The organism is Clostridium sp. TW13 (assembly GCF_024345225.1).
Classification (GTDB): Bacteria; Bacillota; Clostridia; order Clostridiales; family Clostridiaceae; genus Inconstantimicrobium; species Inconstantimicrobium mannanitabidum.
Window position 1 is genome coordinate 264,442 of sequence record NZ_BROD01000001.1, and the last position, 22,637, is coordinate 287,078.

21 protein-coding genes are annotated in these 22,637 nt (G+C 29.6%); 19 read left to right on the top strand and 2 right to left on the bottom strand.

Annotated features, from left to right (window positions below; translation table 11 throughout):
• Positions 1-11 precede the first annotated feature (11 nt).
• From OCU47_RS01375 to OCU47_RS01395, 5 genes are all read left to right on the top strand, one after another.
• A complete protein-coding gene (locus OCU47_RS01375) occupies positions 12-1,226 on the top strand; it encodes an iron-containing alcohol dehydrogenase (protein ID WP_261826802.1) in 1,215 nt (404 codons plus the stop codon).
• Between the two features lie 327 nt (positions 1,227-1,553).
• Positions 1,554-2,801 carry an Nramp family divalent metal transporter gene (locus tag OCU47_RS01380; RefSeq protein WP_261826803.1) on the top strand — a complete coding sequence of 416 codons (1,248 nt, stop codon included), beginning with the start codon at positions 1,554-1,556 and terminating at the stop codon, positions 2,799-2,801.
• A gap of 273 nt (positions 2,802-3,074) precedes the next feature.
• The gene (locus OCU47_RS01385; RefSeq protein WP_261826804.1) at positions 3,075-4,880 is read left to right on the top strand and encodes an HD domain-containing phosphohydrolase; all 1,806 of its coding nucleotides are present in this window, start codon (positions 3,075-3,077) and stop codon (positions 4,878-4,880) included.
• Positions 4,881-5,106: 226 nt separating this feature from the next.
• The gene (locus OCU47_RS01390) at positions 5,107-5,805 is read left to right on the top strand and encodes a PadR family transcriptional regulator (RefSeq protein ID WP_261826805.1); all 699 of its coding nucleotides are present in this window, start codon (positions 5,107-5,109) and stop codon (positions 5,803-5,805) included.
• A gap of 78 nt (positions 5,806-5,883) precedes the next feature.
• Positions 5,884-6,702 (top strand): flavodoxin family protein, encoded by an 819-nt coding sequence (locus OCU47_RS01395; protein ID WP_261826806.1) that lies wholly within the window; start codon positions 5,884-5,886, stop codon positions 6,700-6,702.
• Between the two features lie 83 nt (positions 6,703-6,785).
• Here the strand turns inward: OCU47_RS01395 and OCU47_RS01400 are convergent, their stop codons facing one another.
• Positions 6,786-7,295 (bottom strand): 2'-5' RNA ligase family protein, encoded by a 510-nt coding sequence (locus OCU47_RS01400; protein WP_261826807.1) that lies wholly within the window; start codon positions 7,293-7,295, stop codon positions 6,786-6,788.
• A gap of 148 nt (positions 7,296-7,443) precedes the next feature.
• Here OCU47_RS01400 and OCU47_RS01405 point away from each other — a divergent pair, with 148 nt between their 5' ends.
• The 5 genes from OCU47_RS01405 to OCU47_RS01425 all read left to right on the top strand — a co-directional run bounded on the left by OCU47_RS01405 (position 7,444) and on the right by OCU47_RS01425 (position 14,173).
• Positions 7,444-8,022 (top strand): TetR/AcrR family transcriptional regulator, encoded by a 579-nt coding sequence (locus OCU47_RS01405; RefSeq protein ID WP_261826808.1) that lies wholly within the window; start codon positions 7,444-7,446, stop codon positions 8,020-8,022.
• A 64-nt stretch (positions 8,023-8,086) separates the two neighbouring features.
• Positions 8,087-8,959 (top strand): phosphotransferase, encoded by an 873-nt coding sequence (locus OCU47_RS01410; protein ID WP_261826809.1) that lies wholly within the window; start codon positions 8,087-8,089, stop codon positions 8,957-8,959.
• 180 nt (positions 8,960-9,139) lie between these two features.
• Positions 9,140-9,958: a class I SAM-dependent methyltransferase gene (locus tag OCU47_RS01415; RefSeq protein ID WP_261826810.1), complete on the top strand. Its 819-nt coding sequence runs from the start codon at positions 9,140-9,142 to the stop codon at positions 9,956-9,958.
• Positions 9,959-10,117: 159 nt separating this feature from the next.
• Positions 10,118-10,681, top strand: a complete 564-nt coding sequence (locus tag OCU47_RS01420) for a hypothetical protein (RefSeq protein ID WP_261826811.1) — start codon at positions 10,118-10,120, stop codon at positions 10,679-10,681.
• Positions 10,682-11,050: 369 nt separating this feature from the next.
• Positions 11,051-14,173, top strand: coding sequence for a carbohydrate binding domain-containing protein (locus OCU47_RS01425; protein ID WP_261826812.1), 3,123 nt, complete (start codon positions 11,051-11,053; stop codon positions 14,171-14,173).
• Positions 14,174-14,276: 103 nt separating this feature from the next.
• On the opposite strand, the gene OCU47_RS01430 is transcribed toward OCU47_RS01425, so the two are convergent.
• Positions 14,277-14,657 (bottom strand): DUF1284 domain-containing protein, encoded by a 381-nt coding sequence (locus tag OCU47_RS01430; RefSeq protein ID WP_261826813.1) that lies wholly within the window; start codon positions 14,655-14,657, stop codon positions 14,277-14,279.
• Positions 14,658-15,200: 543 nt separating this feature from the next.
• Here OCU47_RS01430 and OCU47_RS01435 point away from each other — a divergent pair.
• The 9 genes from OCU47_RS01435 (at position 15,201) to OCU47_RS01475 (ending at position 22,622) form a co-directional block, all read left to right on the top strand.
• Positions 15,201-15,758: a flavodoxin family protein gene (locus tag OCU47_RS01435; RefSeq protein ID WP_261826814.1), complete on the top strand. Its 558-nt coding sequence runs from the start codon at positions 15,201-15,203 to the stop codon at positions 15,756-15,758.
• Between the two features lie 3 nt (positions 15,759-15,761).
• Positions 15,762-16,376: a TetR/AcrR family transcriptional regulator gene (locus OCU47_RS01440; protein ID WP_261826815.1), complete on the top strand. Its 615-nt coding sequence runs from the start codon at positions 15,762-15,764 to the stop codon at positions 16,374-16,376.
• Between the two features lie 14 nt (positions 16,377-16,390).
• Positions 16,391-16,867 carry a flavodoxin domain-containing protein gene (locus tag OCU47_RS01445; protein WP_261826816.1) on the top strand — a complete coding sequence of 159 codons (477 nt, stop codon included), beginning with the start codon at positions 16,391-16,393 and terminating at the stop codon, positions 16,865-16,867.
• A 68-nt stretch (positions 16,868-16,935) separates the two neighbouring features.
• Positions 16,936-17,814, top strand: coding sequence for a hypothetical protein (locus OCU47_RS01450; RefSeq protein WP_261826817.1), 879 nt, complete (start codon positions 16,936-16,938; stop codon positions 17,812-17,814).
• A 130-nt stretch (positions 17,815-17,944) separates the two neighbouring features.
• Positions 17,945-18,802 carry a hypothetical protein gene (locus tag OCU47_RS01455; RefSeq protein WP_261826818.1) on the top strand — a complete coding sequence of 286 codons (858 nt, stop codon included), beginning with the start codon at positions 17,945-17,947 and terminating at the stop codon, positions 18,800-18,802.
• A 207-nt stretch (positions 18,803-19,009) separates the two neighbouring features.
• Entirely contained in the window at positions 19,010-19,711 is a 702-nt protein-coding gene (locus tag OCU47_RS01460) for a response regulator transcription factor (protein WP_261826819.1), read from the top strand.
• On the top strand, positions 19,708-20,640 hold the full coding sequence (locus OCU47_RS01465; protein ID WP_261826820.1) for a sensor histidine kinase: 933 nt from the start codon (positions 19,708-19,710) through the stop codon (positions 20,638-20,640). The genes OCU47_RS01460 and OCU47_RS01465 overlap by 4 nt, the downstream gene beginning before the upstream one ends.
• A gap of 376 nt (positions 20,641-21,016) precedes the next feature.
• A complete protein-coding gene (locus tag OCU47_RS01470; RefSeq protein ID WP_261826821.1) occupies positions 21,017-21,940 on the top strand; it encodes an ABC transporter ATP-binding protein in 924 nt (307 codons plus the stop codon).
• Entirely contained in the window at positions 21,933-22,622 is a 690-nt protein-coding gene (locus OCU47_RS01475; RefSeq protein WP_261826822.1) for an ABC transporter permease, read from the top strand. The genes OCU47_RS01470 and OCU47_RS01475 overlap by 8 nt, the downstream gene beginning before the upstream one ends.
• Positions 22,623-22,637 lie beyond the last annotated feature (15 nt).

The window sequence follows — 22,637 nt, forward strand, 5'->3', positions numbered from 1 at the left end:
AGAAAAAGTATATGATTTGGACAATAAAAAAAGCCTATTACAGATCAGCTCAAGCTATACTTAGGACAGGAATAAAATTTGTTAAATTTAAAGAACCACAATTAATTTTAGGAGCAGGAACCATAAATAAACTACCTGATGTAATAAAGGATAAGCAAATTAGTAAGGTAATGATTATTGTAAGTAAAACAATAAATAAATCTGGGTTGTTAGATGAATTTTACACAAAATTATCAGAGAATAATATTCAATATGAAGTCTATGATAGTGTTAAACCTAATCCTACTATAGATAATATAGAGGAATGTTTAAATGTTTATAAACAAAAAAATTGTGTTGCAATTGTAACAATTGGCGGCGGATCTCCAATTGATTGTGCTAAGGTTGTTGCTGCAAGAGCAGCAAATAACAATTTAAAAATACAGGATTTAAGAGGTTTCCAAAAAGTTAAGAATCCTATACCTCCAATTTTTGCTGTACCAACAACAGCAGGAAGTGGTTCTGAAGTTACTGTAGCTGCTGTTGTTACTGATTCAGAAACTCATGAGAAATATGCTATTTCAGATTTAAAATTCATCCCAGATTATGTTGTATTAGATCCTGAATTAACAGTAGGGGTTCCACCAAGTCTCACAGCTTCAACAGGTATGGATGCACTAACTCATGCTATTGAAGCTTATATAGGTAAAAATGGAACAGCGTTTACTGATGATAAAGCTAGAAATGCAACTAAAATGATAATTGATAACTTAGAGAATGTTTATAAGGATGGAAAGGATGTGGAAAAGCGTAATGCTATGCTATTGGCTTCGAATTATGCTGGAGCTGCATTTACAAGAGCATATGTTGGTTATGTTCATGCCATTGCTCATAGTATAGGTGGATTGTATGGAGTAGCTCATGGTCTTGCAAATGCTATAATTCTTCCTAAAGTATTAGAATTTTATGGAGAGTCAGCTTATGATAAGTTATCTGAGCTTGCTATATATGCAAACTTGGGGACTAAGGACCAGGATAAAAAAGATTTAGCTATTAAGTTAATTGAAAAGATTAAGCTTATGAACAAAAATATGAATATACCTCAAGGAATAAAAGAAATAAAAGAAGAGGACATACCTCTAATCGCAAAAAGAGCTATGAAGGAAGGAAATCCAGGATATCCAGTACCTAAAATTATGAGTATTAGGGAATGCGAGGAGTTCTTAAGAAATTTAAAGATAAAATAATATTACTCATTTAATATATATACAGACGTAAGAAAGAAGTTGAGTTACAACGCATATTGCCAGTAACTCAATTTTTTTGTTCTTTAGGATACTATAATAAAATCAAATTTGTGGATAACTTATAAAAAAAGCTATTTGATTAGGATTTGTATCAAGAAAGAATAAAAAATAAATTATATTCGCCTGCTAAGTTTTTCTCACATTCGTTCGAAAAGACAGATGCGTAAAAAATAAATTTAATTTATACTAACTTTAATTGAAAATCATTATCAATTATGTTACTGTTAATATAAAGGGTATAGTATTTAGAAAAAGGAAGTGAAGGGTGTGAAAACAAATTTTGAATTAAATGAAGGGAAGAGTAAATTTAATAAAAAAGAATTCTTAAAGTATGTTGGACCAGGAATTTTAGTTACTGTAGGATTTATTGATCCAGGAAATTGGGCATCTAATATTGCAGCTGGATCAGGTTTTGGATATAGATTACTTTGGATTGTAACTTTAGCTACTATAATGTTAATAGTATTACAGCATAATGCAGCACATTTAGGAATAGTTACAGGATTGTGCATTTCTGAGGCAGTTAACAAATATATAAAACCAACTATAGCTAGGGGGATAACAGTGACAGCTATGCTTGCAGCTGTAGGTACATCTATGGCTGAGATTTTAGGAGCATCTATTGCACTAAAAATGTTATTTAACATACCAACAAAGATAGGAGGTTTAATTTCAGCTGCACTTATATTGTTTATGTTGTTTTCAAATTCATATAAAAAGATTGAGAAGGTTATAATTGGATTTGTTTCAGTAATTGGTATAGCATTTATATTTGAGACTATGTTAGTAGATGTTAATTGGAAAGAAGTATTTACAAATTCAATAATTCCATCAATTCCCAAAGGAGCATTACCAATAGTAATGAGTATTTTAGGAGCAGTAGTAATGCCACATAACTTATTTCTACATTCAGAAGTAATTCAAAGCCGCAAGTGGAATTTAAAAGATAAATTCATAATGGAAAAACAACTTAAATATGAATTTCTTGATACTATAATATCAATGGTGATAGGTTTTGTAATAAATAGTGCAATGATTTTGGTAGCCATAACTTTCTTTCAAAAAGGAATTAAAGTAACAGAACTTGAACAGGCTCAGATAATGTTAAAACCTTTGTTAGGAAATGCGGCATCAATAATTTTTGCTACAGCTTTATTGTTTGCAGGAATAGCTTCTTCAATTACAGCAGGAATGGCAGGTGGATCCATCTTTGCAGGATTGTTTGGAGAGGAATATGATATAAATAGAAAGCAAACTAAAATAGGTGTTGCTATAACTATAATTTGTGCTCTAATAATAATATTTTTCATACAAAATCCATTTAATGGACTTGTATACTCACAAATGTTATTGAGTGTACAATTACCAATAACAATTTTTGCTCAAATATATTTAACTTCATCTAAGAAGGTTATGGGAGAATATAAGAATTCGTTAATTGATAGTATTCTTCTTTGGATAATTGGAATTATAGTTACAATATTAAATATTATGCTACTTTTTAACAGTTTATAGAAGAGGTATTGGTGATATTTTATTTATTAATCATTTTATACCATGAGGATTTAACTGAAATTTTTATGTTTGTGATTGGAAAATACAAAAAAACAATATATAATTATGCTTATGGCCATTTTTAGTGCAAGGTTTAATTATAATAAGATAAATAATGTATATGTAATAATGTAATAATATTTAATATAGGATATAAGAAAAATTATAGTTGAGATTTTCAAATACTATCTTCAATAAATAAAATACAAAAGAAAATAAGTTAGAAGGTGCATTATGCTTTCATTTATAGAGAAAAAGATTAATACAATTACTAAAATAAATCAAAGAAATAGACTTAAAATTGAATGCATTAAAATTTGTTTAATATATGCTTTGATGGGATTTTGCTGGGTTTATTTTTCTGATAAGTTGGCGAATATTCTGGTTAGTAATAAAAAATTATTGCTACTTATACATACTTACAAAGGAGTATTATTTATAATCATTACTTCAGTAATACTTTACTCATTATTGAAAAATCTTTTAAAAAAAATTAACTCCGCAGAAAATAAGCTTAATGAAAGTTACAAGCAGATATCTGAAGTCAATCGAGAACTTGAGGCTTATGTATATCAATTGACTTCATCAGAAGAAGAATTAAGAGAAAAATATAAACAAATAATAGAAAATGAAAAGAAGTTAAGTATCAGTGAAGAAAAGAATAGTGCTATTGTTAAAGCAATACCTGATTTATTGTTTATTATCGACAATGAAGGAAATTATATAGATTGTATAACTAATGATGAGAGTCTTTTATTTTTACCTAGGAAGGACTTAATTGATAAGAACATTTTAGATATAATTCCTAAGGAGATATCTGAAGCTGCATATAAGATGATACAATCAGTACTTAAATCTGGAGAAATGCAGAACTTTGAATATATTCTTGAAATATCAGGAGAAGCAAAGTGGTTTGAGATGAGAATGGTAAAGAACAATGAAGAGCAGATATTAGCTATAATAAGGGATATAAGTAAGCGAAAAGAAATGGAGTATACTTTAGAATATTTGAGTTATCATGATCAATTAACAGGGCTATATAATAGGAGATTTTTTGAAAGTGAGTTGAGACGATTAGACGCTGAATGTTATTTACCTTTATCAATTATTATGGCTGATGTTAATGGTCTAAAACTAGTGAATGATTCTTTTGGTCATGGCACTGGGGATGAACTTCTTAGAAAAGTAGTGGAAGTTATGAAAAATGGATGTCGTGAGGGAGATATTCTAGCAAGACTAGCAGGGGATGAATTCGTAATTCTATCGCCTAAAACAGAAGCTTTTGAAGCTGAGCAGATAGTTAAAGACATTAAAGCTTTAGCATTAAAAGAGAAAGTACGATCTGTAGATATTTCTGTATCTTTAGGATACGAAACCAAAAATAATATAGGACAAAAGATTGAAGAAGTATTAAAAAAAGCAGAAGATCATATGTATAGAAAAAAGTTATTAGAAAGTCCAACCATGAGAGGAAAAACTGTAAATGCTATAATTACCGCACTTCATGAAAAAAACAAGAGAGAAGAACAGCATTCTCATAGGACTTCAGAGTTATGTGAATCTATGGGTCAAGTACTCGGATTGCCTGAGGATGAAATTGAAGAACTTAAAACAGCAGGATTATTGCATGATATAGGGAAAATAGCTATAGAAGAAAATATACTCAATAAGGAAGCTAGATTAACTGAAGAAGAAATGCAGCAAATAATGAAACATCCAGAGATAGGATATAGAATACTTAGTACAGTAAATGAACTTTCAGAATTAGCTGAATATGTGCTGGCTCATCATGAAAGGTGGGATGGAACAGGATACCCGAAAGGATTAAAAGGTGATAGAATTCCGCTTCAATCAAGAATTATTGCAATAGCAGATTCTTATGATGCTATGATTAGCAAAAGAAGTTATCGTGATGCATTACCGGAGGAAGTTGCTATTAATGAACTAAAGTTAAACTCAGGTAAGAAATTTGATCCAAAGCTTACTAGAATATTTATTGAAAAAGTGTTACATAAGTCATTTGATAAAATTTATATATAGAGTTAACAAATATGCTTATATTATAGTTTTAAACAACTTAAATGAATGAAGAAAGTTGATGTTTGTAAATATAAAAACATCAACTTTTTAGTTTTACAGCCAAAATTATTTGTTGGATATGAGACTTAGAAAAATATAAACTTTAGAAAGTACATAAAAATATTGACTATATCCAATATTGGGTGCAATATAGAATTGTAGTCAATATTGGATAGGAGCGAAAAAAGTGATAAAAGTACTAATTTTATATTATTTAAGTCTTAAACCAACTCATGGGTATGAAATTCAAAGATTCATACAGATAAATCATATGGACAAATGGACGAAAATACAATCTGGATCAATATATTATGCTATAAATAAGCTTCAAAAAGAGAAATTAATTATTTTGAAAGAGGAATATGGTTTTAGTTCGAAGGCTAGAAGAATTTATGAAATAACTGATAAGGGTAGAGAAGAATTAAAGAACTTTGTTGAAAAGGAATTAGATAATGAAATTTTCCCAAGTGGTTCAGATAAATTCATAATTTATCCATTATTAAACACTCTTGATAAGCAAAGTATGATTTTGCATATTAATAATCATATCAATAAATTAGAAGAAAAGATTTCTTATTTAAAGGATTGGGAGAAAATAAAAATTAATAATAAAAGTCTTGGTGTTGAGAGAATTTCTTTTGAAATGATGATTTCAAATCTTGAGTATCAAATAAAATGGCATGAAGCACTTATTGAACAAATAGATCAATGTATCAATGTAAGTAAGGATATATCAAATCTTATTTCTAAATTTGATTTTTCAAATGCTGAAGCCATAGAAAGTTCAACTAGTGATTCTATTGAAAAATTGAAACAAGAAATTCTAAATAATCCTGAACAGGCATCAGAAAAACTTGATGAGTTAATCAGAAAACTTAGTAAATAGTAATTTATCCTATTCTATTTAGGAATAGGATAAAAAAATAATAGTGCTATCCAACGTTGGATAGTGGGAGGGATAAAAATGAAAATAGTTATATTAATGGGAAGTCCAAGAAAGAAAGATAGTTTAAATGTATGCAAGGAAATAGAAAAAAGGTTAGGAAGTGATGATATTACTTATGACTATATTTTTCTAAAAGATTATGATATTCAAGATTGTAAAGGCTGTGGAATATGTTTTAAAAAGAGTGAATTACTTTGTCCATGCAAAGATGATATATATAAAATACGAAAAAGGTTAATAGAAGCTGATGGGATTATCTTTGCAACACCAGTGTATGCCTACCAAGTGCCAGCTCCTTTAAAAAGAATTATAGATAGAATGGCATTTTTATTTCATCGCCAAGAATTAGTTGGCAAACCAACTTTGATAGTAGTTACAAGTGATGGAGGTGGACATAAGCAAGTAAGTAAGTATATGAAAATGACTGTAAGTGGATGGGGATGTAATTTAATTGGGAGCATAAATATTATTTCTCCAATGTATTTTGATGATAAGAACAATGTTTCTGCTTGGGGATATGATGAATATTACCATACTAAGATGCTTTCTATGATAAATAAAAGTACGGATGAATTCAAGAAAATACTTCATAGTGATGTTCGCAAAGTGCCTTCATTTTATGATATCTTTATGTTCAATTGTTTGAGAAGCAAAACTTTTACCTCTCAAGCAGATTATGATTTTTGGAAGGAAAAAGGATGGCTAGATTCTAATTATTTTTATGAAACAAAATTAAATATTGCCAAAAAAGTTTTTGGAGCTATATTTAAAGGATTTATTAATTTAGCTGGCAAAAGGTTGAAAAATAAAATATCTAATGTTAATAAAAGTGTTTAATTTGACTAAATAAAAAAACTATAATGGGATAGTTGATTTTAAGGTAGTAATTATCACATTATAGTTTTTTGCGTTTAGAAAGTTTATTCAAGAGTAAATGAAAATTCTATTATTGAATTCTCATTTGAATCAATATTTTCTACATATATTCTATCAATTACTGTTTCAAAAATTTCGTCATAATAATTTAATTCATCAAGTGCTTTATTGAAATCTTTTTGATCAGGTAGCATCCCTACAGTTAAATGAGGACAGTATGTTACCTTTCTCCATAAGAAAGTTCCTAAAATTCCACTATATAGTTTGTCATGTAGTTCTATTATAGTATCATTTCCTTTTTTTACATTAAGGAATAAATAACCATCCTTATAATCACCTGTAATACCTCTTAATTGAATGTTAAATTTTTTCATGCCTTTTAATGACTTATTGAAATGTTCTTTTAGTTCATCAGTAGAAAGATCACTTTCAAATGGAAAGACTATAGAAATATGAGGTGCAATGTAATTTGCAAGTGGATCGTATTTTTCTCTTATATTATCTATTAAATTAATGTTATCAAACTTCGGAAATAAAATTGCTGCTCTTTTCAAAAAAATCACTCCTAATATGTAATTTATAGTATTATAACATCAACTTGGACTTTGTGTATATTAATTGTTATACATTATTTACAAAATAGGCTTGAATTTAGAAAGTGAGAGTGATAACATATGTTATTTTATGATTGGAGATGAGGATATGCCACCAAAGGCAGAGATAACAAGAGAAAAAGTTCTTAATGAAGCATTTGATATTGTACGAGAGCAAGGAATGGATGCACTGACTGCTAGGAATTTGGCTCAAAGAATTAAGTGTTCTACACAACCTATTTATAGTGTATGTGGTAATATGGATCAACTAAAAGAAGATGTATATAATCAAGCAATTGATTTTGCACTTAGCAACATGAGAAGTTACGAGAATGAACACAATAGTCCGGCTTTAAATCTAGGATTAGGTTATTTGCAATTTGCACGAAATGAAAAGCAACTCTATAAAACTGTATATTTATCAGGATATAAAAGTTTTGATTTGAATCAAGATAAGTTTATTGGAGAAGAAATGTTTACTGCTTCTATGCGGCACAGTAAAAGATTAAATAAAATTGATGAGAAAATCCTCAGAAAGATTTATTTGAAGTTATCAATATATATAATCGGAATAGCCACAATGATAAATACAGATACAATAAAGATAAGCATTGATGAAGCAAGTAATATGGTTACAGATATGTACGAGATTCTTCTTGCCAGTGAGAATATAACAAGGAATGATTAGAAAAACAATTATGGTACTTTGTTTGAATTAAAAAGAGCAAAGAATAAAAGGAGTGGAGAATATTATGAATTCTTTATTAGGAAAGTGTATTGGGCAAGGTGGGTGTGCAGAAGTTTTTGAATGGGGGGAGGATAGAGCGATAAAATTATTCCGTTCTAATATTGATGAATATGCAGTAAATAAGGAATATAATAATATGGTTGTAGCCTGGAAAAGTGGACTTCCAACATATAGACCATATGAAAGAATAGATTTAGATGGAAGACTGGGTATAATTTATGAAAGAATTATTGGACAATCATTTATGGAGAGATTTATACAAGAGGATATTATTTTTAATGATATGAAAAGTAATCTTACAGAGGAGGATAAAAAGTTACTTGATTGTAAAGATAACGATATTCGTACTACTGCAAGAATTTTATATGAAATTCACCAAAAAAGTATTGATGGGATGCCAAATCAAATTGAAGATATAAAAGGAAATATTTCACGACCAGCTTACTTATCAGAAGAAGAAAAGTGTAAGATTTATAATTATATAGATACACTACCAATTAAGAACTGTCTTTGTCATGGTGATCCTAATCCAGGAAACTTCATCATGAGAGATGATAAACCAGTTATTATTGATTGGATGGATGCTGCCACAGGAAATCCTGCTGCTGACATTGCTCAATATGTTATTATGATGAGATATGCTGTTTTGCCGCCAGAAACTCCACAGAATTTTGTTAATTATCTTCACTTAATAAGAGAATTTGTGATCGATATGTTTCTTGATGAATACATGAAAATATCAGGTATGAAATATGAAGAAATCCAGCAATGGATGTTGCCTATGATTGCAGCTAAACTTCATGCAGACGCAATATGTGATGAAGAAAAAAAGACACTTATTAATGTGCTTAGAGAAAAGTTGAAGTATATTTCATAAGTTTAAGCATCTGAAGATAAATAGAGTTATATCCATAACATATAAATCTAGGTAAATTCAGATGCATTATTGACAGCTAGTATAAAATATTTACATTAGTTAGTATTGAAGTGGTAATAATGTTAATATAAAATAGATGAGATAAGAAAAATTATATTTAAGCAGGAGATAATACGCAAAATGGATAGTTCAAAGCAAGAAGCTGATTTTAATGGTGAAGACAGAGTGTGCATTGATAAAAATCATGAATCATGGAGCAGCGAGACTTATGATGCATGGATAAATAGATTTGGTGACCCACAAGAAGCAATTAAGAAAATTATCAAGGATCCAACAAAGATGATTTCAAATCTTTATGCTGAATTTGGTGATGTCAAAGGAAAAAAAATAATGAATTTGATGGGGTCCAATGGTACTAAGGCTGTATCTTTAGCTTTGCTAGGGGCAGAAGTAACTGTAGTAGATTTTTCAGAAGCTAATAAGCGATATGCATTAAAGTTAGCAGAAGAAGGTGGAGTAAAGATAGAATACATTTTATCGGATGTACTTAAGCTGACAGAAGAGCAGCTGTCAGGTGACTATGATATTGTATTTGCTGAAATGGGAATATTGCATTATTTCTTAGATCTAAAGCCATTTGTAGAGGTTGTTCGCAAGCTATTAAAGGATGGGGGCAGATTCGTTATTAGAGATTTTCATCCTGTTTCAACTAAGCTAATAACTTCGAGAGGTTCAACAGCAAAAGTACGTAAGCATAAGGTAACTGGTGATTATTTTGATATATCTTTAATAGAGAAGGAAGTGTCATTTTCAAAGTATTCAACTGACCATGAAAATGTACAAAAGGTGTTATTACGAAGATGGAATTTAGGTGAAATAGTTACTAGCGTAGCAAGTGGAGGATTGAGAATAAGAAGTTTAAAAGAAGAACCAAACTTATCCTCTGAGGTTTTTGATAAAGGGATTCCAAAAACTTTTACTATTGTAGCAGAAAAATAAAATATACAAATATAAAATTATTGTTTTATGAATGTAGTAAGTTATTGAATATAGAATTTATTATTATTAGAATATGATAGGAATAATTAAATAGAAGAATAGATATAAATGTGTATGAGTATGGCACGATAATTAATACTATGGAAGGGAGTGAATAAAATGGTAGAACAAGCCATATCGCATGGGATCATAGTTAATTTGTATAAAAAGAAACCTAAAAAAGACAATGAAGGCAGGCTTATTTTTAAAAAAAGTGGTGTATTTTTATTTACTGGCTTAATTTTAGTTATACTATTTTCTTCTGTGGCTGCTTTGATGGGATACTATGTTCCTGAAATTATGAGTGAAGGTAGCATTGATAGTAGCATGACAGATCTATTTTATATCTGTGGATATTCAATAACAGGATTATTTATATTAATTGGAGTTTGGGAAATTACTATATTCTTCAAATTTAAAATAATAGTTTCCAAGGAAGAAATAACATGCAAAAAAATTTTTTCAACTCAAACTTTGATGTTAGTGGAGATAGAAACAATTACTTTTTCTAATAGGAGTGCTTTGATTTTTAGAGGGCCTCATTCTAAGATTGCTTTTGGAAACTTTACTTCAGGGTTGTTAGCAATGGTAGGATTTATTGAAGAAAATATACCAGAATATAAATTTGAAAAAGCTGTCCCAAAAGCTAAGAAAATGCTGAGATGTAATGGAATAGACTGCTAAAAGAAGGTTACATGACTAGGATGTTTAGTTATGTAACTTTTTTTATTCTTAGGGATATTATAAACAGTCGCCTGTGATCTTTTTATTAGACATATTCAAGAAGTTTAAATATCTAATTTAACGATGATAGATAGCAAAAGTTAATAGATTGTACACAACTTGTAAACGGTATTATACAAAATTCCACCTTATTCAACAAAAATACAGTATTTCCAACCCTTGCATATAGATTATAGAGTCGTATAATAGGAATGTAATTAATTACATAAGCTTTTTTAAACGATTCACTACGTAGAGAATCTATAATTAGAAACAAATGTACAATTCTAGTAATCTATTTATAATTAAACCAAACAAGGGGGAAAGTATATGCAAAAATTTAAACGAATAACTTCAATATTAACAGTATTATCATTTATAGCTTTAGCAAGTCCATTTCAAGGCAAAGCAGTTTATGCAGCTGAGAAAAATAGAAGTAGCGTAAATATGGTTTCAAGCAAAAACAATAATGATGTACCATCTAAAAAAAGTAATTATGGAGTTAAAGCACCTACAAAAGAAGAAAAGGCATGGATGGATAAAAATATGATAAAAACGACTAAGGTAGACTTGAACTCCTTAGCGCACCAGAGAAAAAGCAATGAGAAAAATAAGGCTAGTGAATTAAGAACAGATAGAATTAATTCATTAAGTAAAAGTGCTGCTAATGAGAACGCTACTTCAGAATTACCAAGTTCAGCTGATAATAGTACATTGAAGTACTTTCCTACAATCGGAAATCAGGGAAGTTTGGGAACCTGTGCTAGTTTTGCTACCACATATTATCAAATGTCATATACATTGAATTTTGATCGTAATAAAGATGCTAAAAATGATCCAAATAATTTAAATAAGTATTCACCTAAATGGACTTATAATTTTGTTAATGGTATAAATAATAATGGTAGCAGTATAAGTGGAAATTATCGAATAATGCAAGAGAATGGTGTTCCTTCCTTAGCAGATTATCCATATTCACCTGATACAGTTCCTGAAACAAACTATAGAGCATGGCCAACCAATGCCTCTATATATAAAACTGCTATGAAAAATAGAATTGATGAATCTGGATATGTGACTATAGGAGATAATTCAACTAAAACACCAATTACTTCACCAAGTGATTCACATTTAAATGAAGTAAAATCATTACTAGCAAATGGTAAAGTTCTAACCTTTACTACTTATATTTTTTCATGGAACACTTCGGATTACGTAGTAAAAGATGATCCATCCACAACATTAGATGATGATTATGTAGGACAATCTATATGTGCCTGGGAAAACAGAACACAGGATGGTGGACATGCCATGACTGTTGTGGGATATAATGATAATATCTGGGTGGATTTAAATAAGGATGGAAAAGTAGAACCAGGTGAAAAAGGTGCTTTTAAGATTGCAAATTCATGGGGAACTGATTGGGGAAACAAAGGATTTATGTGGATTTCATACGATGCGTTGAATGAGGTATCTAGTGTTAACAATAATCCTTCAGGGACAAGCAGAATGCCTGTTTTTGATAGTAATACACTATACTGGATTTCAGTAAAACCAAGCACTTATACACCAAAGGTTATGGCACAATTTACTTTAAATACTTCAAAGAGAGATCAAATTATCACTAAATTTAATTTAGATGGAAATAAAGATACAGATATAAATTTTAGACCTGGAATTTTACTTATCAATGGTGGAGATTTTTCCTTTGATGGAACAGCTAATGCCTGTGATTCTAGCTTTGTTATTGATTTAACTAGCCTTTTAGACAAAGCAGATAAAAAAGACTTTTTATCCCATAAGTGGGGAGTAGAAATTTCTGATACATCAAAAGATGGTTCACCGCTGACAATAAAGGATTTTAAAATTATTGATAATTCAACTTCGAATGAGTATACAGCACCTATTTCTATGCCTACAATACTTGATGGAAATATGACAAAGTTCTGTGTAAATTCGGTGAATATTGCAGCTCCTACTAATTTACATTCTGATTCTCAAACTTTAACTTCGATACATTTATCTTGGACTCCATCTTCTACAAGTTCAGTTGTAGGATATGATATATATGAATCAGGCCAAAAAATGTGGACAAGTACAAAACCAGAATTTACTGTAGATAATCTGACACCAGGTGAATCTCATGATTTTTCAGTTTTAGCATATGATGCTGATGGGAATTATTCAATACTATCAAATTCTATAGAAGTATCAACCTTACAGGATAATATACCTCCAACCACGCCAACAAATTTAATTTGTACAAGCAAATCAAGTAAGTCAGTAAGTTTAAGTTGGAGTCCATCTACTGATAACTATAAAGTTCGTTATCATGTTTACCGTTTAGGAAAAACTCATCTATATACAATTCCTGCTCTAGTTGCAGATACAACTGATACCAAGACTACTGATGAATCAGTCAATTCTAATTCTGAGTATACCTATTATGTGGAAGCTTATGACGGATATAATTGTTCACAAAGTAGCAATAATTTAAACGTAACTACAGACGCAAGTAAATCAACTATCTACTACAAGAGCGCTGCTGGAAGAAATAATATACATTATTGTATTGATGGAACATGGACAGCAGTTCCAGGTAAGCTTATGAGTGATTCAACGTATTCTGGATATAAAGAATATACAATAGATCTTGGCTCTGATAATAGTGCAAAGGTATGCTTTAATTTAAATGGAGGTAATTGGGATAATAACAATTCTAACAATTACACTGTGGGAGAAGGTAATTGGACAATTGATGGAGATACTCACACAATGACACAAGACGTTCCACAAATTAAAGATAGTATCACAGCACCAAGTAATCTTACAGCTACAAATACCACTGATTCATCAGTTACACTTACATGGAATGAATCTAAAGTGATAGGAAGTAAGTATGTAGCAGGTTATGGCATCTACAGAGATGATAAGTTAATTGGATTGTCTATCGGTGCAACAAGCTATACAGACACTAATATCTCACCAAAGAATACAAAGTATAACTATTATGTAAGAGCACTTGATTCGATGAATAATCCTATTTCAGACAAGAGTAATACTATTACTGTTGGTGGAGAAGTAGGAAATGTTGTTACAATTTATTATAAACAAGGGTATTCAACACCATATATTCATTATTGTGTTGATGGGGGTTCTTGGACTTCAGTTCCTGGAGTAAAAATACCTACATCTGATATAGCTGGATATAATAAAATAACAATAGATCTTGGAATGGCTGCAAAGTTACAAGCTTGCTTCAATGATGGGAATGGAAAGTGGGATAATAATCAAGGTAAGAATTATACTTTCCAAGCTGGAACTTACACTTTTGTTCCAGGTTCTAATGGAGCATCAGGAACTATTACTAAGGGTGGACCTGTAAATCAGGGAATATCAAAATTTATTTCGATGCTCGGTGACAATATTTTTAGCAGTATAAAAGCGGCTTAATAGAAATTTAAACAAAAAACTGTTGCATAGTTTTATATAATAAATTGTGCAGCAGCTTTTTATTCTTTAGGAAATTATAATAAAGTCAGATAGGTAAAAAATTTTATTTATAAATGGCTTCACATATAGATAGCCATTCACAATCTACACAAACTTCATTAAGTTTATTCACTTTTAAAATATTATCTTGAACCTTCTTTTTAAAATCTTTCCAATACAGTATATCACCAGTTTTAAGATTACATAATTTTAAACATTGATTATCATAAGATTCTGGCTTTTGTCCAGACAAACAAGTATTTTCTTGATTGTTGGGGCAAAAACTACAAATTTTATCTACTCCTACAGTTAGTGTAATTTTAGAGTTTTCATTACTCTCTAATAGGTTAATAGTTTTTCTCATATTTTCCACAAAGTCTTTGCTATAACCTTTTCCTATAAAATGTTGAATGCAAAGTCCATGGTGAGGTCTCAAATTAATCATATCTAATCTCCAATCAGTATATTATTTCTAATTTTAAATTCCACTTTAAAGTTATTTTATTATGTTTAAGAATGTTTTGTTTTGCTAGCTAAAGTACCATATATTTATATAGTATAAATGCGTATAGAACTATTCCACTTAAATGTTGGTAGAAAAGTGCTATATTTTGTCGGGAAAATGTCGAATTTTTGCAGCTTGGACACCAACATTCTGATGGAACAGTTCCATATACAACCTAATAATTATATTTATGCTCATTACCAAGGCAGCTTTTATTAATATTATTATCATACAATTGTTCTTGAATAGCTATCATAAAAATAAATTTTTAAATCATTAAGTTTATAACGATTAATTCACTGCAATATATCACAAATTATATTTTTGTAGTTATATATTTACATAAAAAAACATATATGTTACCATATATTAAACAGTGTTTAATAAAAGTACGCTGTTTAATAAATGCTATAATTGTTCATAAACTTAGTTAAAATGCGGATTATATTTCAAACTGTAAAAATTGTATGTATGAGGTGTGAGATGAAAAGAGGGTTAAAAGTTTTAGGAAAAGTATTTATAGGTTTTATAGTACTAATAATCGCAGTAGTTTTAGGTTTTTCTTGGTTTGTAAAAGCAAATAATAAGGATTATGGTGATCATAATCAAATATTAAAGTCAGAAAGACAAAATGCAAAAAAAGCCTTAGTAGTATATCAACCATCAAGGGGCAAGACTACAAATAAGATTGCTGAGAGCTTAGCAAAAGGAATTAATCAGTCAGGTTATGAAGTTACAATTAACTATCCAGGAAAGCATATGTCTAAGGATATTTCTCAGTATTCAATTGTTGTTTTTGGTTCTCCTGTGTATATCGGACAAACTTCAACTACTTTATCTGATTATATGAAGTCTATAAAAATTTCTGATACCCAAAAAGTACTTGTATTTGTAACCGGCGGTGAATTAAGTAATGGTGAATTAGACAAAGTTGAGACACAACTTGGCAGCAGAAAAGCTACTGAAAAAGTAGGATTTAAAAATGGGGAAAAGGATGAAAGTAAAGCTTATGAGATAGGAAAGAAGATTGGAGCAGAGTAGACTATGGGAATAACAGAAAGAAGACAAATGGAAAAAGAAATCATAATGAAGAAGATAATAGATGCAGCTAATGAAATATTGATTGAGGAAGGGTACGAAAAGTTATCAATTAGAAAGATAGCAAACAAAATAGAGTATTCTCCAGGTATTATTTATCACTACTTTAAAGATAAAGCTGAAATAGTAACATGCATTGTTGATGAGGGGTATAAAAATATATTGAAATGTGTAGGTAAGGAGCCTATAGATATAGAAGAACCAGAAAAAACTATAGAAAATAATTTAAGGAGTTATATTGAACTTATGTTAAAAACTCCACAGCGGTTTAAAGCTATTTTGATGAGTGATATAGAATCAGTTCAGCAAAAAGTAAATATACTGCACAAAGGAGTTTCAAAGGAAAGAAGTAGTATACAAGGGTTGTGTAAAGTTATTGAGTTAGGAATAGAAAGAGGTAGATTTAGGGATATAGATGCTGAGCTTACTGCACAAATTTTTTGGACATCAACCCATGGGCTTGTGTCTAGGTTGGTAATGGAAAAAAATATATCAGAGCAGCAAAAGGAAAGACTTATAGATCATCATTTTAAGATGCTTATTAACGGAATTATGAAATAAAGGGAGGATTCAAAATGAGAACATTAATTGTTTATGGAACCAAACATGGTACAGCAGAAAAATGTAGTGAAATTTTAAAGAATAAGTTACAGGGGGAAGTGGTGTTAGTTAATATAAAAAAGCAAACTATACCTGATGTAGCTTCATTTGATAAGGTTATAATTGGAGGTTCAATATATGCAGGACAGATTCAGAAAGAAATAAAACAATTCTGCCTAGAAAATCTTAGTGTATTAAAAAACAAAAAGCTTGGCTTCTTTATATGCGGTATGAGTGATAAGGATTTTGAGACTTTGGTAAAGAATTATTATCCTAATGAGTTATTAAGTAAAGCTGCTACAGTAAAACATTTTGGGGGAGAGTTAATCTTAAAGAAAATGAATTTCTTTGAGAAGTTAATCATGAAGATAGTTTCTAAGACAAATGAGGATACATCAACACTTTCAGAAGAAAATATTAATGAATTTGCTCAATCAATAAATAAAGAATAGAGTGAATTTATATTTAGTATTAAAAGATGGTTTAAATGAGAAATAATAAAAATAATGGGAGGGTTATTGTGGGAGAGGATAATGATAAAAGTTTGCATATAATTACTATTATTATAATTGTATTGAGTATTTTAACATCATCAATAGGTCTTTTGTATGAAACGGGAGGAAAAGCATTCAATTTTGTGAATCAATATGGTGATACAGTGAAAATATATGGAAGTGGATTGTATGCACGTGATTCGTATTTTATGGCACCTATATTTCGGGGAACAGATTTTGCAATCATATGTGTTGCCATTCCAATCTTAATACTAGCATTGATACTAGATATCAAGAAGAGAAAATTGAAAAATCGATTGTTCTTAATGTCAGTAATTTCTTTATTTACTTACTATTCTGCAAGTATAGCATTTGGAGTAACTTATAATATATTACACCTAGTATATATTGCACTTTTTTCAGCCAGTGTTTTTGGATTAATTATTGCAATTTCAAGTATGGATAAAAAGCAGATAGTAGAGAATATGGGGGAGGAATTGCCACTTAAAGGAATATATATATTCTTAACTTTCGTAGCAATTACACTTATTGTAGCTTGGCTTCCAGACATCATTAATTCACTAGTATTGGGTCGTTCTTTAGAATTAATTGAAGTTTATACAACACAAATCACATATGTTTTAGATATGGGGCTTATTGCTCCTACTGCTGTGATTTGCTTATTTCAATTGAAAAAGCGAAATGCAATGGGATATGTTTTATTAGAGTTGCTATTGACAGTATGCAGTATTATTGGGATAATGCTACCAATTCAAACCGTATTTCAGATAGTAGCAGGAATATCACTTCCAATTGGAGCTATCATAACAAAGATGGCAATATTTACGATACTAGCACTCTTTGCATTATATTTTAATATAAAGTTTTTTAAGAACATGAAATAATAAAATACAATAGTTTTTATGAGTTTTTTGCAGTACGAAAGCAGATGTAATAAATTTATTACATCTCAAAAGTGCTTGTGAATTATGTATAGTTAGATTTAAGAATTATAAATTAGTTTGGAGGGGAGTAATGAAGACAAAATGTATAAGTACAAAGAAGGCAATTGTAATAAATATAGTTACAGTTATAACTTGTACTATTTTGGCGATAATTATTCATGCTATTCTGCCAGCAGCAGTAGATGCAACAAAGTTTGATAGTATTCTTGTTAAATGGTTTGGCTTTCCTGCAATAGCAATGTTTTATTTTATTGTGCTATTTACGCAATGTGCCATAGCAGTAGGATATATAGGTAGAAGAACAAAGTTGTCTAAATTACAAGCTGGTATTAGATTTGGAATATCCTTTGCAATGATTTATTTGATTGGAATGCAAGAAGTTGTAATTGGAGGTTCTCCTTTTTCAATCTGGGGAATTGAGTTTGTAAAGTATCAATTTATTATGGGAGTAGGAGATGGGATACCTGCAATATTACTATGTTTCACCATTACTCTTTTTACATTAAGTAATAATAAGAGTAGTAATGAGATTGAAAAATTACACGTAACTAAAAAGATTAAGGCAATTCTAATTATTGCAATAGGTATTCTTATAGGGAGAACAATTGGTTATGAAAGTGGGTTTATAACCAATGATACTTCTTTATATCCAATTGAATGCTATTTATGGACAGTATTATTTGGATTATTCATGGGATGTATTTATGTGATTTTATATCCTTTATTAGCATTTGAAAAAAAGCATTACCGTATAGCATTAAGGTTTGTATCAACTATTGGAGCAAATTGGATAATATTTAATTGCTTTATGGGATTAATAACGAAAGGTATTATGCCTCAAATGCTTTTTAGGAGTGTTGTAGATGTTGTAATCTTATTTGTTTCTGCAATTGCAATAGATAAATATATCATTAGTTTGCGAAATTAATATAGTGCACAACTCATATTGTTCGTTAAAAACTGAATACTTAAATATAAAAAAGCATGTTAAATTTATATTATTAGCATGCTTCTTCTATTGAAAAAATGGTTGTAAAAATCATTGTAATTTTAAGACTGTGATACTTTTAGTAGAAAATTAGGTATAATATAGTTAACTATTTTTGTATTTGTATAAGGGGAGTTATGAAATAACATGAATAATAAGATATTAATTATAGAAGATGATAAGTCTATCAGTGAGATGGTGAAAGATTATTTAATCAAGGATGGTTTTTCAGTGGATACTGCCTTTGATGGTGAAGAGGGAGTTGAAAAATTTTTAAGAGGCAATTTTGACATGATAATTCTTGATATCATGATGCCTAAGCTTGATGGAATGGAAGTACTTAGAATAATCAGAGAAAAGAGTTTGATACCTGTGCTTATAATGTCTGCTAAGGATACTGATGTGGACAAGGCTCTAGGTCTTGGTTTTGGTGCTGATGATTATATATCCAAGCCTTTTTCAATGATAGAACTTTCTGCAAGAATAAAGGCATCTATTAGAAGGGCTACAAAATACTCAAATACAATTGAAAAGGAAGAAATAAAGATAATTAAATTTGGTAATTTAACTATAGATTTAGATAACTTTTTAGTAAGTAAAAATAATGAGAATATACAGCTTACTTCCAAAGAATTTGAGATATTAAAATTATTTATTCAAAATCCAAGTAGAGTTTTTACAAAGGCACAAATTTATTCTTTTATATGGGGAGAAGAATATTATGGTGATGAGAATGTTATAAATGTGCACATGAGAAGAATAAGAGAAAAAATTGAGGATGATCCTTCGAACCCTAAATATATAAAAACTCTTTGGGGTATAGGCTACAAGCTTGGTGATGTAAAATGATAGTATTATATTTAATTATTTTTATATTAGCTTGTATAATTTTATTTCAGTATAGAAGAAATAAAGAAAATAGTAAGAGTCTAATTTATATTAAAGAAAAGCTTCATGAAATAATGAAAGAGCAGTCAGATGAAAAAGTAATGGTGGTTTCAGGAGATTCAGCAACTAAGGAGATGCTTGTAGAAGTTAACAAACTATTAGAATTTAACCAAAAGATCCTAGTGGATTATAGAAAAAAAGAGATATCTATGAGAAAGATGTTATCAAATATTTCTCATGATTTGAAAACACCCCTTACTGTTATATTAGGATATATAGAAACTTTAAATATGCAACAAGACTTAAGTGTTGAAGAGAGACAAGTATTGCTTTCAAAGGTACAAGATAAAACACTTGAAATAGTGAAGCTTATAAATAAGTTTTTTGACCTGTCAAAGCTTGAATCAGGTGATAAGGAGATTCCTATTACTAGAGTAAACATGAATGAAGTTTGTAGAAAAAATATATTGAATTATTATGATATGTTAACCAGCAAGCAAATGGATGTAAATATAGATATTCCAGAAATCAATATTTATGCAAGAGGAAATCAAGAAGCCCTAGATAGAATATTGAATAATTTAATATCCAATTCAATTAAGTACGGAAGTAGCGGAAGAGTTTTGGGGTTAGGATTAAGATGTGATGAAGAATTTGTATATGTGGATATTTGGGACAAAGGAAAAGGCATAGAAGAAAAAGAGCAGGATAAGGTGTTTGAAAGAATGTACACTCTTGAGGACTCAAGAAATAAAGAGTATGAAGGTAGTGGACTTGGTCTCACAATAACAAAAAGGCTTGTAGAAAAGCTTGGTGGAGAAATTCTGCTTATCAGCAAACCATATGAGAAGACGACATTTACAGTTAAACTTCAAAAAATAACTTATTAGCTTAGTAATAAATAATTAGCTAAAAAGATAAAATTCTAGGTTCTTTGTGCTAACTTTTATAAAAATATATAATAATCGAAAAGGAAAGAGGACGTGCTTTTGCTACAGAGGCATGTCCTTAAAATTTAAGACACTTGAGAATAAATAATAAGTTGAAATATGCAACAGGTATTTTTAGTTGCACAAGAAAGTATGTTTTACAGATAGAAATCTTTCCAAGAGTTCTGTCTACACAGTATAACTGAAAATAGACTAGAATATAAACATATGTACCTTCAGGTGCTCAAACTTAAGATTTTTGTAAGATTTGATTAATAAAAAAGATAATTACCAGCTGTAAAATAAAAAATGTAATAAAGCTGAGAGGAGCGATAACATGGAATATGTATTACGAACTACTAAACTTACTAAAATATTCAATGGTAAGGATTGTGTGTCAGATGTAAATATTAATATAAAAAAAGGTGAAATTTACGGACTTTTAGGACCTAATGGTGCAGGTAAAACTACAATAATGAGGATGATAACAAATTTGATTAAGCCTACAGCTGGAGAAATTGAAATCTTGGGAGAAAAGCTTACAAATGAATCTTATGAAGTGTTTAAAAGAATTGGTGCTATTATTGAATATCCTGTGTTTTATGACAAGCTTACAGCAAGAGAAAATCTTGAACTCCATCTAGAGTATCTTGGATATTATGATAAAAGTGCTATAGATAAGGCACTAAAACTTGTAGAGTTAGAAGATACAGGGAGTAAAAAAGTTAAGGATTTTTCACTTGGAATGAAGCAAAGGCTTGGAATTGCAAGAGCAATTAGTACAAAGCCAGAATTTCTTATATTGGATGAACCAATAAATGGACTTGATCCTGTTGGAATTAGAAAAGTAAGAGAGCTTCTTAAAATGCTTAGTAGAGAGTACGGGATGACAATTTTGCTTTCAAGTCATATATTAAGTGAAATGGAGAAGATTGCAGATACAATAGGGATACTTGATAATACCAAACTAGTTAAGGAAGTTCCTGTTGAAGCTATAAGAAACGCCAATACAGAGTATGTTGAAATAATTACATCAGATTTAAGAAAAGCCTGTTATGTACTTTCTAATGACTTAGGTATATCTAACTTTAAATTGTTAGATGATGACTGTATAAGAATATACGACTTGAATTTATCTCAAAATCAAATTTCAAAGGCATTAATCTTAAGTGGTGTAAATATCGAGTCCATCCTTAGAAAGAAGAGTTCTCTTGAAGATTATTTCATAAAAACATTGGAGGAGGATGCAAAAAATGCTTAATTTAATAAGGCTTGAACTTAAAAAGAATAAGATAGGTGGTACTATTAAAGATGGTATAATAACAACAGGGATAACAACAGCGGCTATGCTATTTTGCATGTATATAGCCTTTTTTCAGGATGGTGATAAAGGTGTATTTAATAATTTTAATGATATAGCAAAAGTATTTGTTAGAAGTGTTTATATTATTTTTGCAGGGGTACTTATTTCAAACTTTGTTATGGATGAGTACAACAATAAAACTATAAATTTAATGTTCATGTATCCTATAAAAAGGAAGAAAATTATGGCTGCAAAGTTTATTGTAGTTGTGGGATTTATTTTTGTAGCAATGTTAGCATCAAATCTTTTTATGCACGGAGTGTTTTATGTAGCTAATATATTTTCTAAGGTTACAAGTGCTAGTGCATTCTCAATTAGCATGCACTCATTTATTGATATAGTAATAGATGCAGCCTTAAACTCAATATTAAGTTTAATACCAGTTTATTTTGCAGTTAGAAAGAAAAAGAGAGGACTAGTAATAGTAACTTCAATAATAATGACTTCACTGCTTAATAGTGGTAATGAACAATTTAGGCTAGCATCAATTGTAATTGTTCCATGTATTTTATCAGTAGTAGGAATATTAATTGCATATTTATCTATAAGAGATATAGAAAAGAAGGATTTACCAAACTAACTGCAAGTTTGAAGG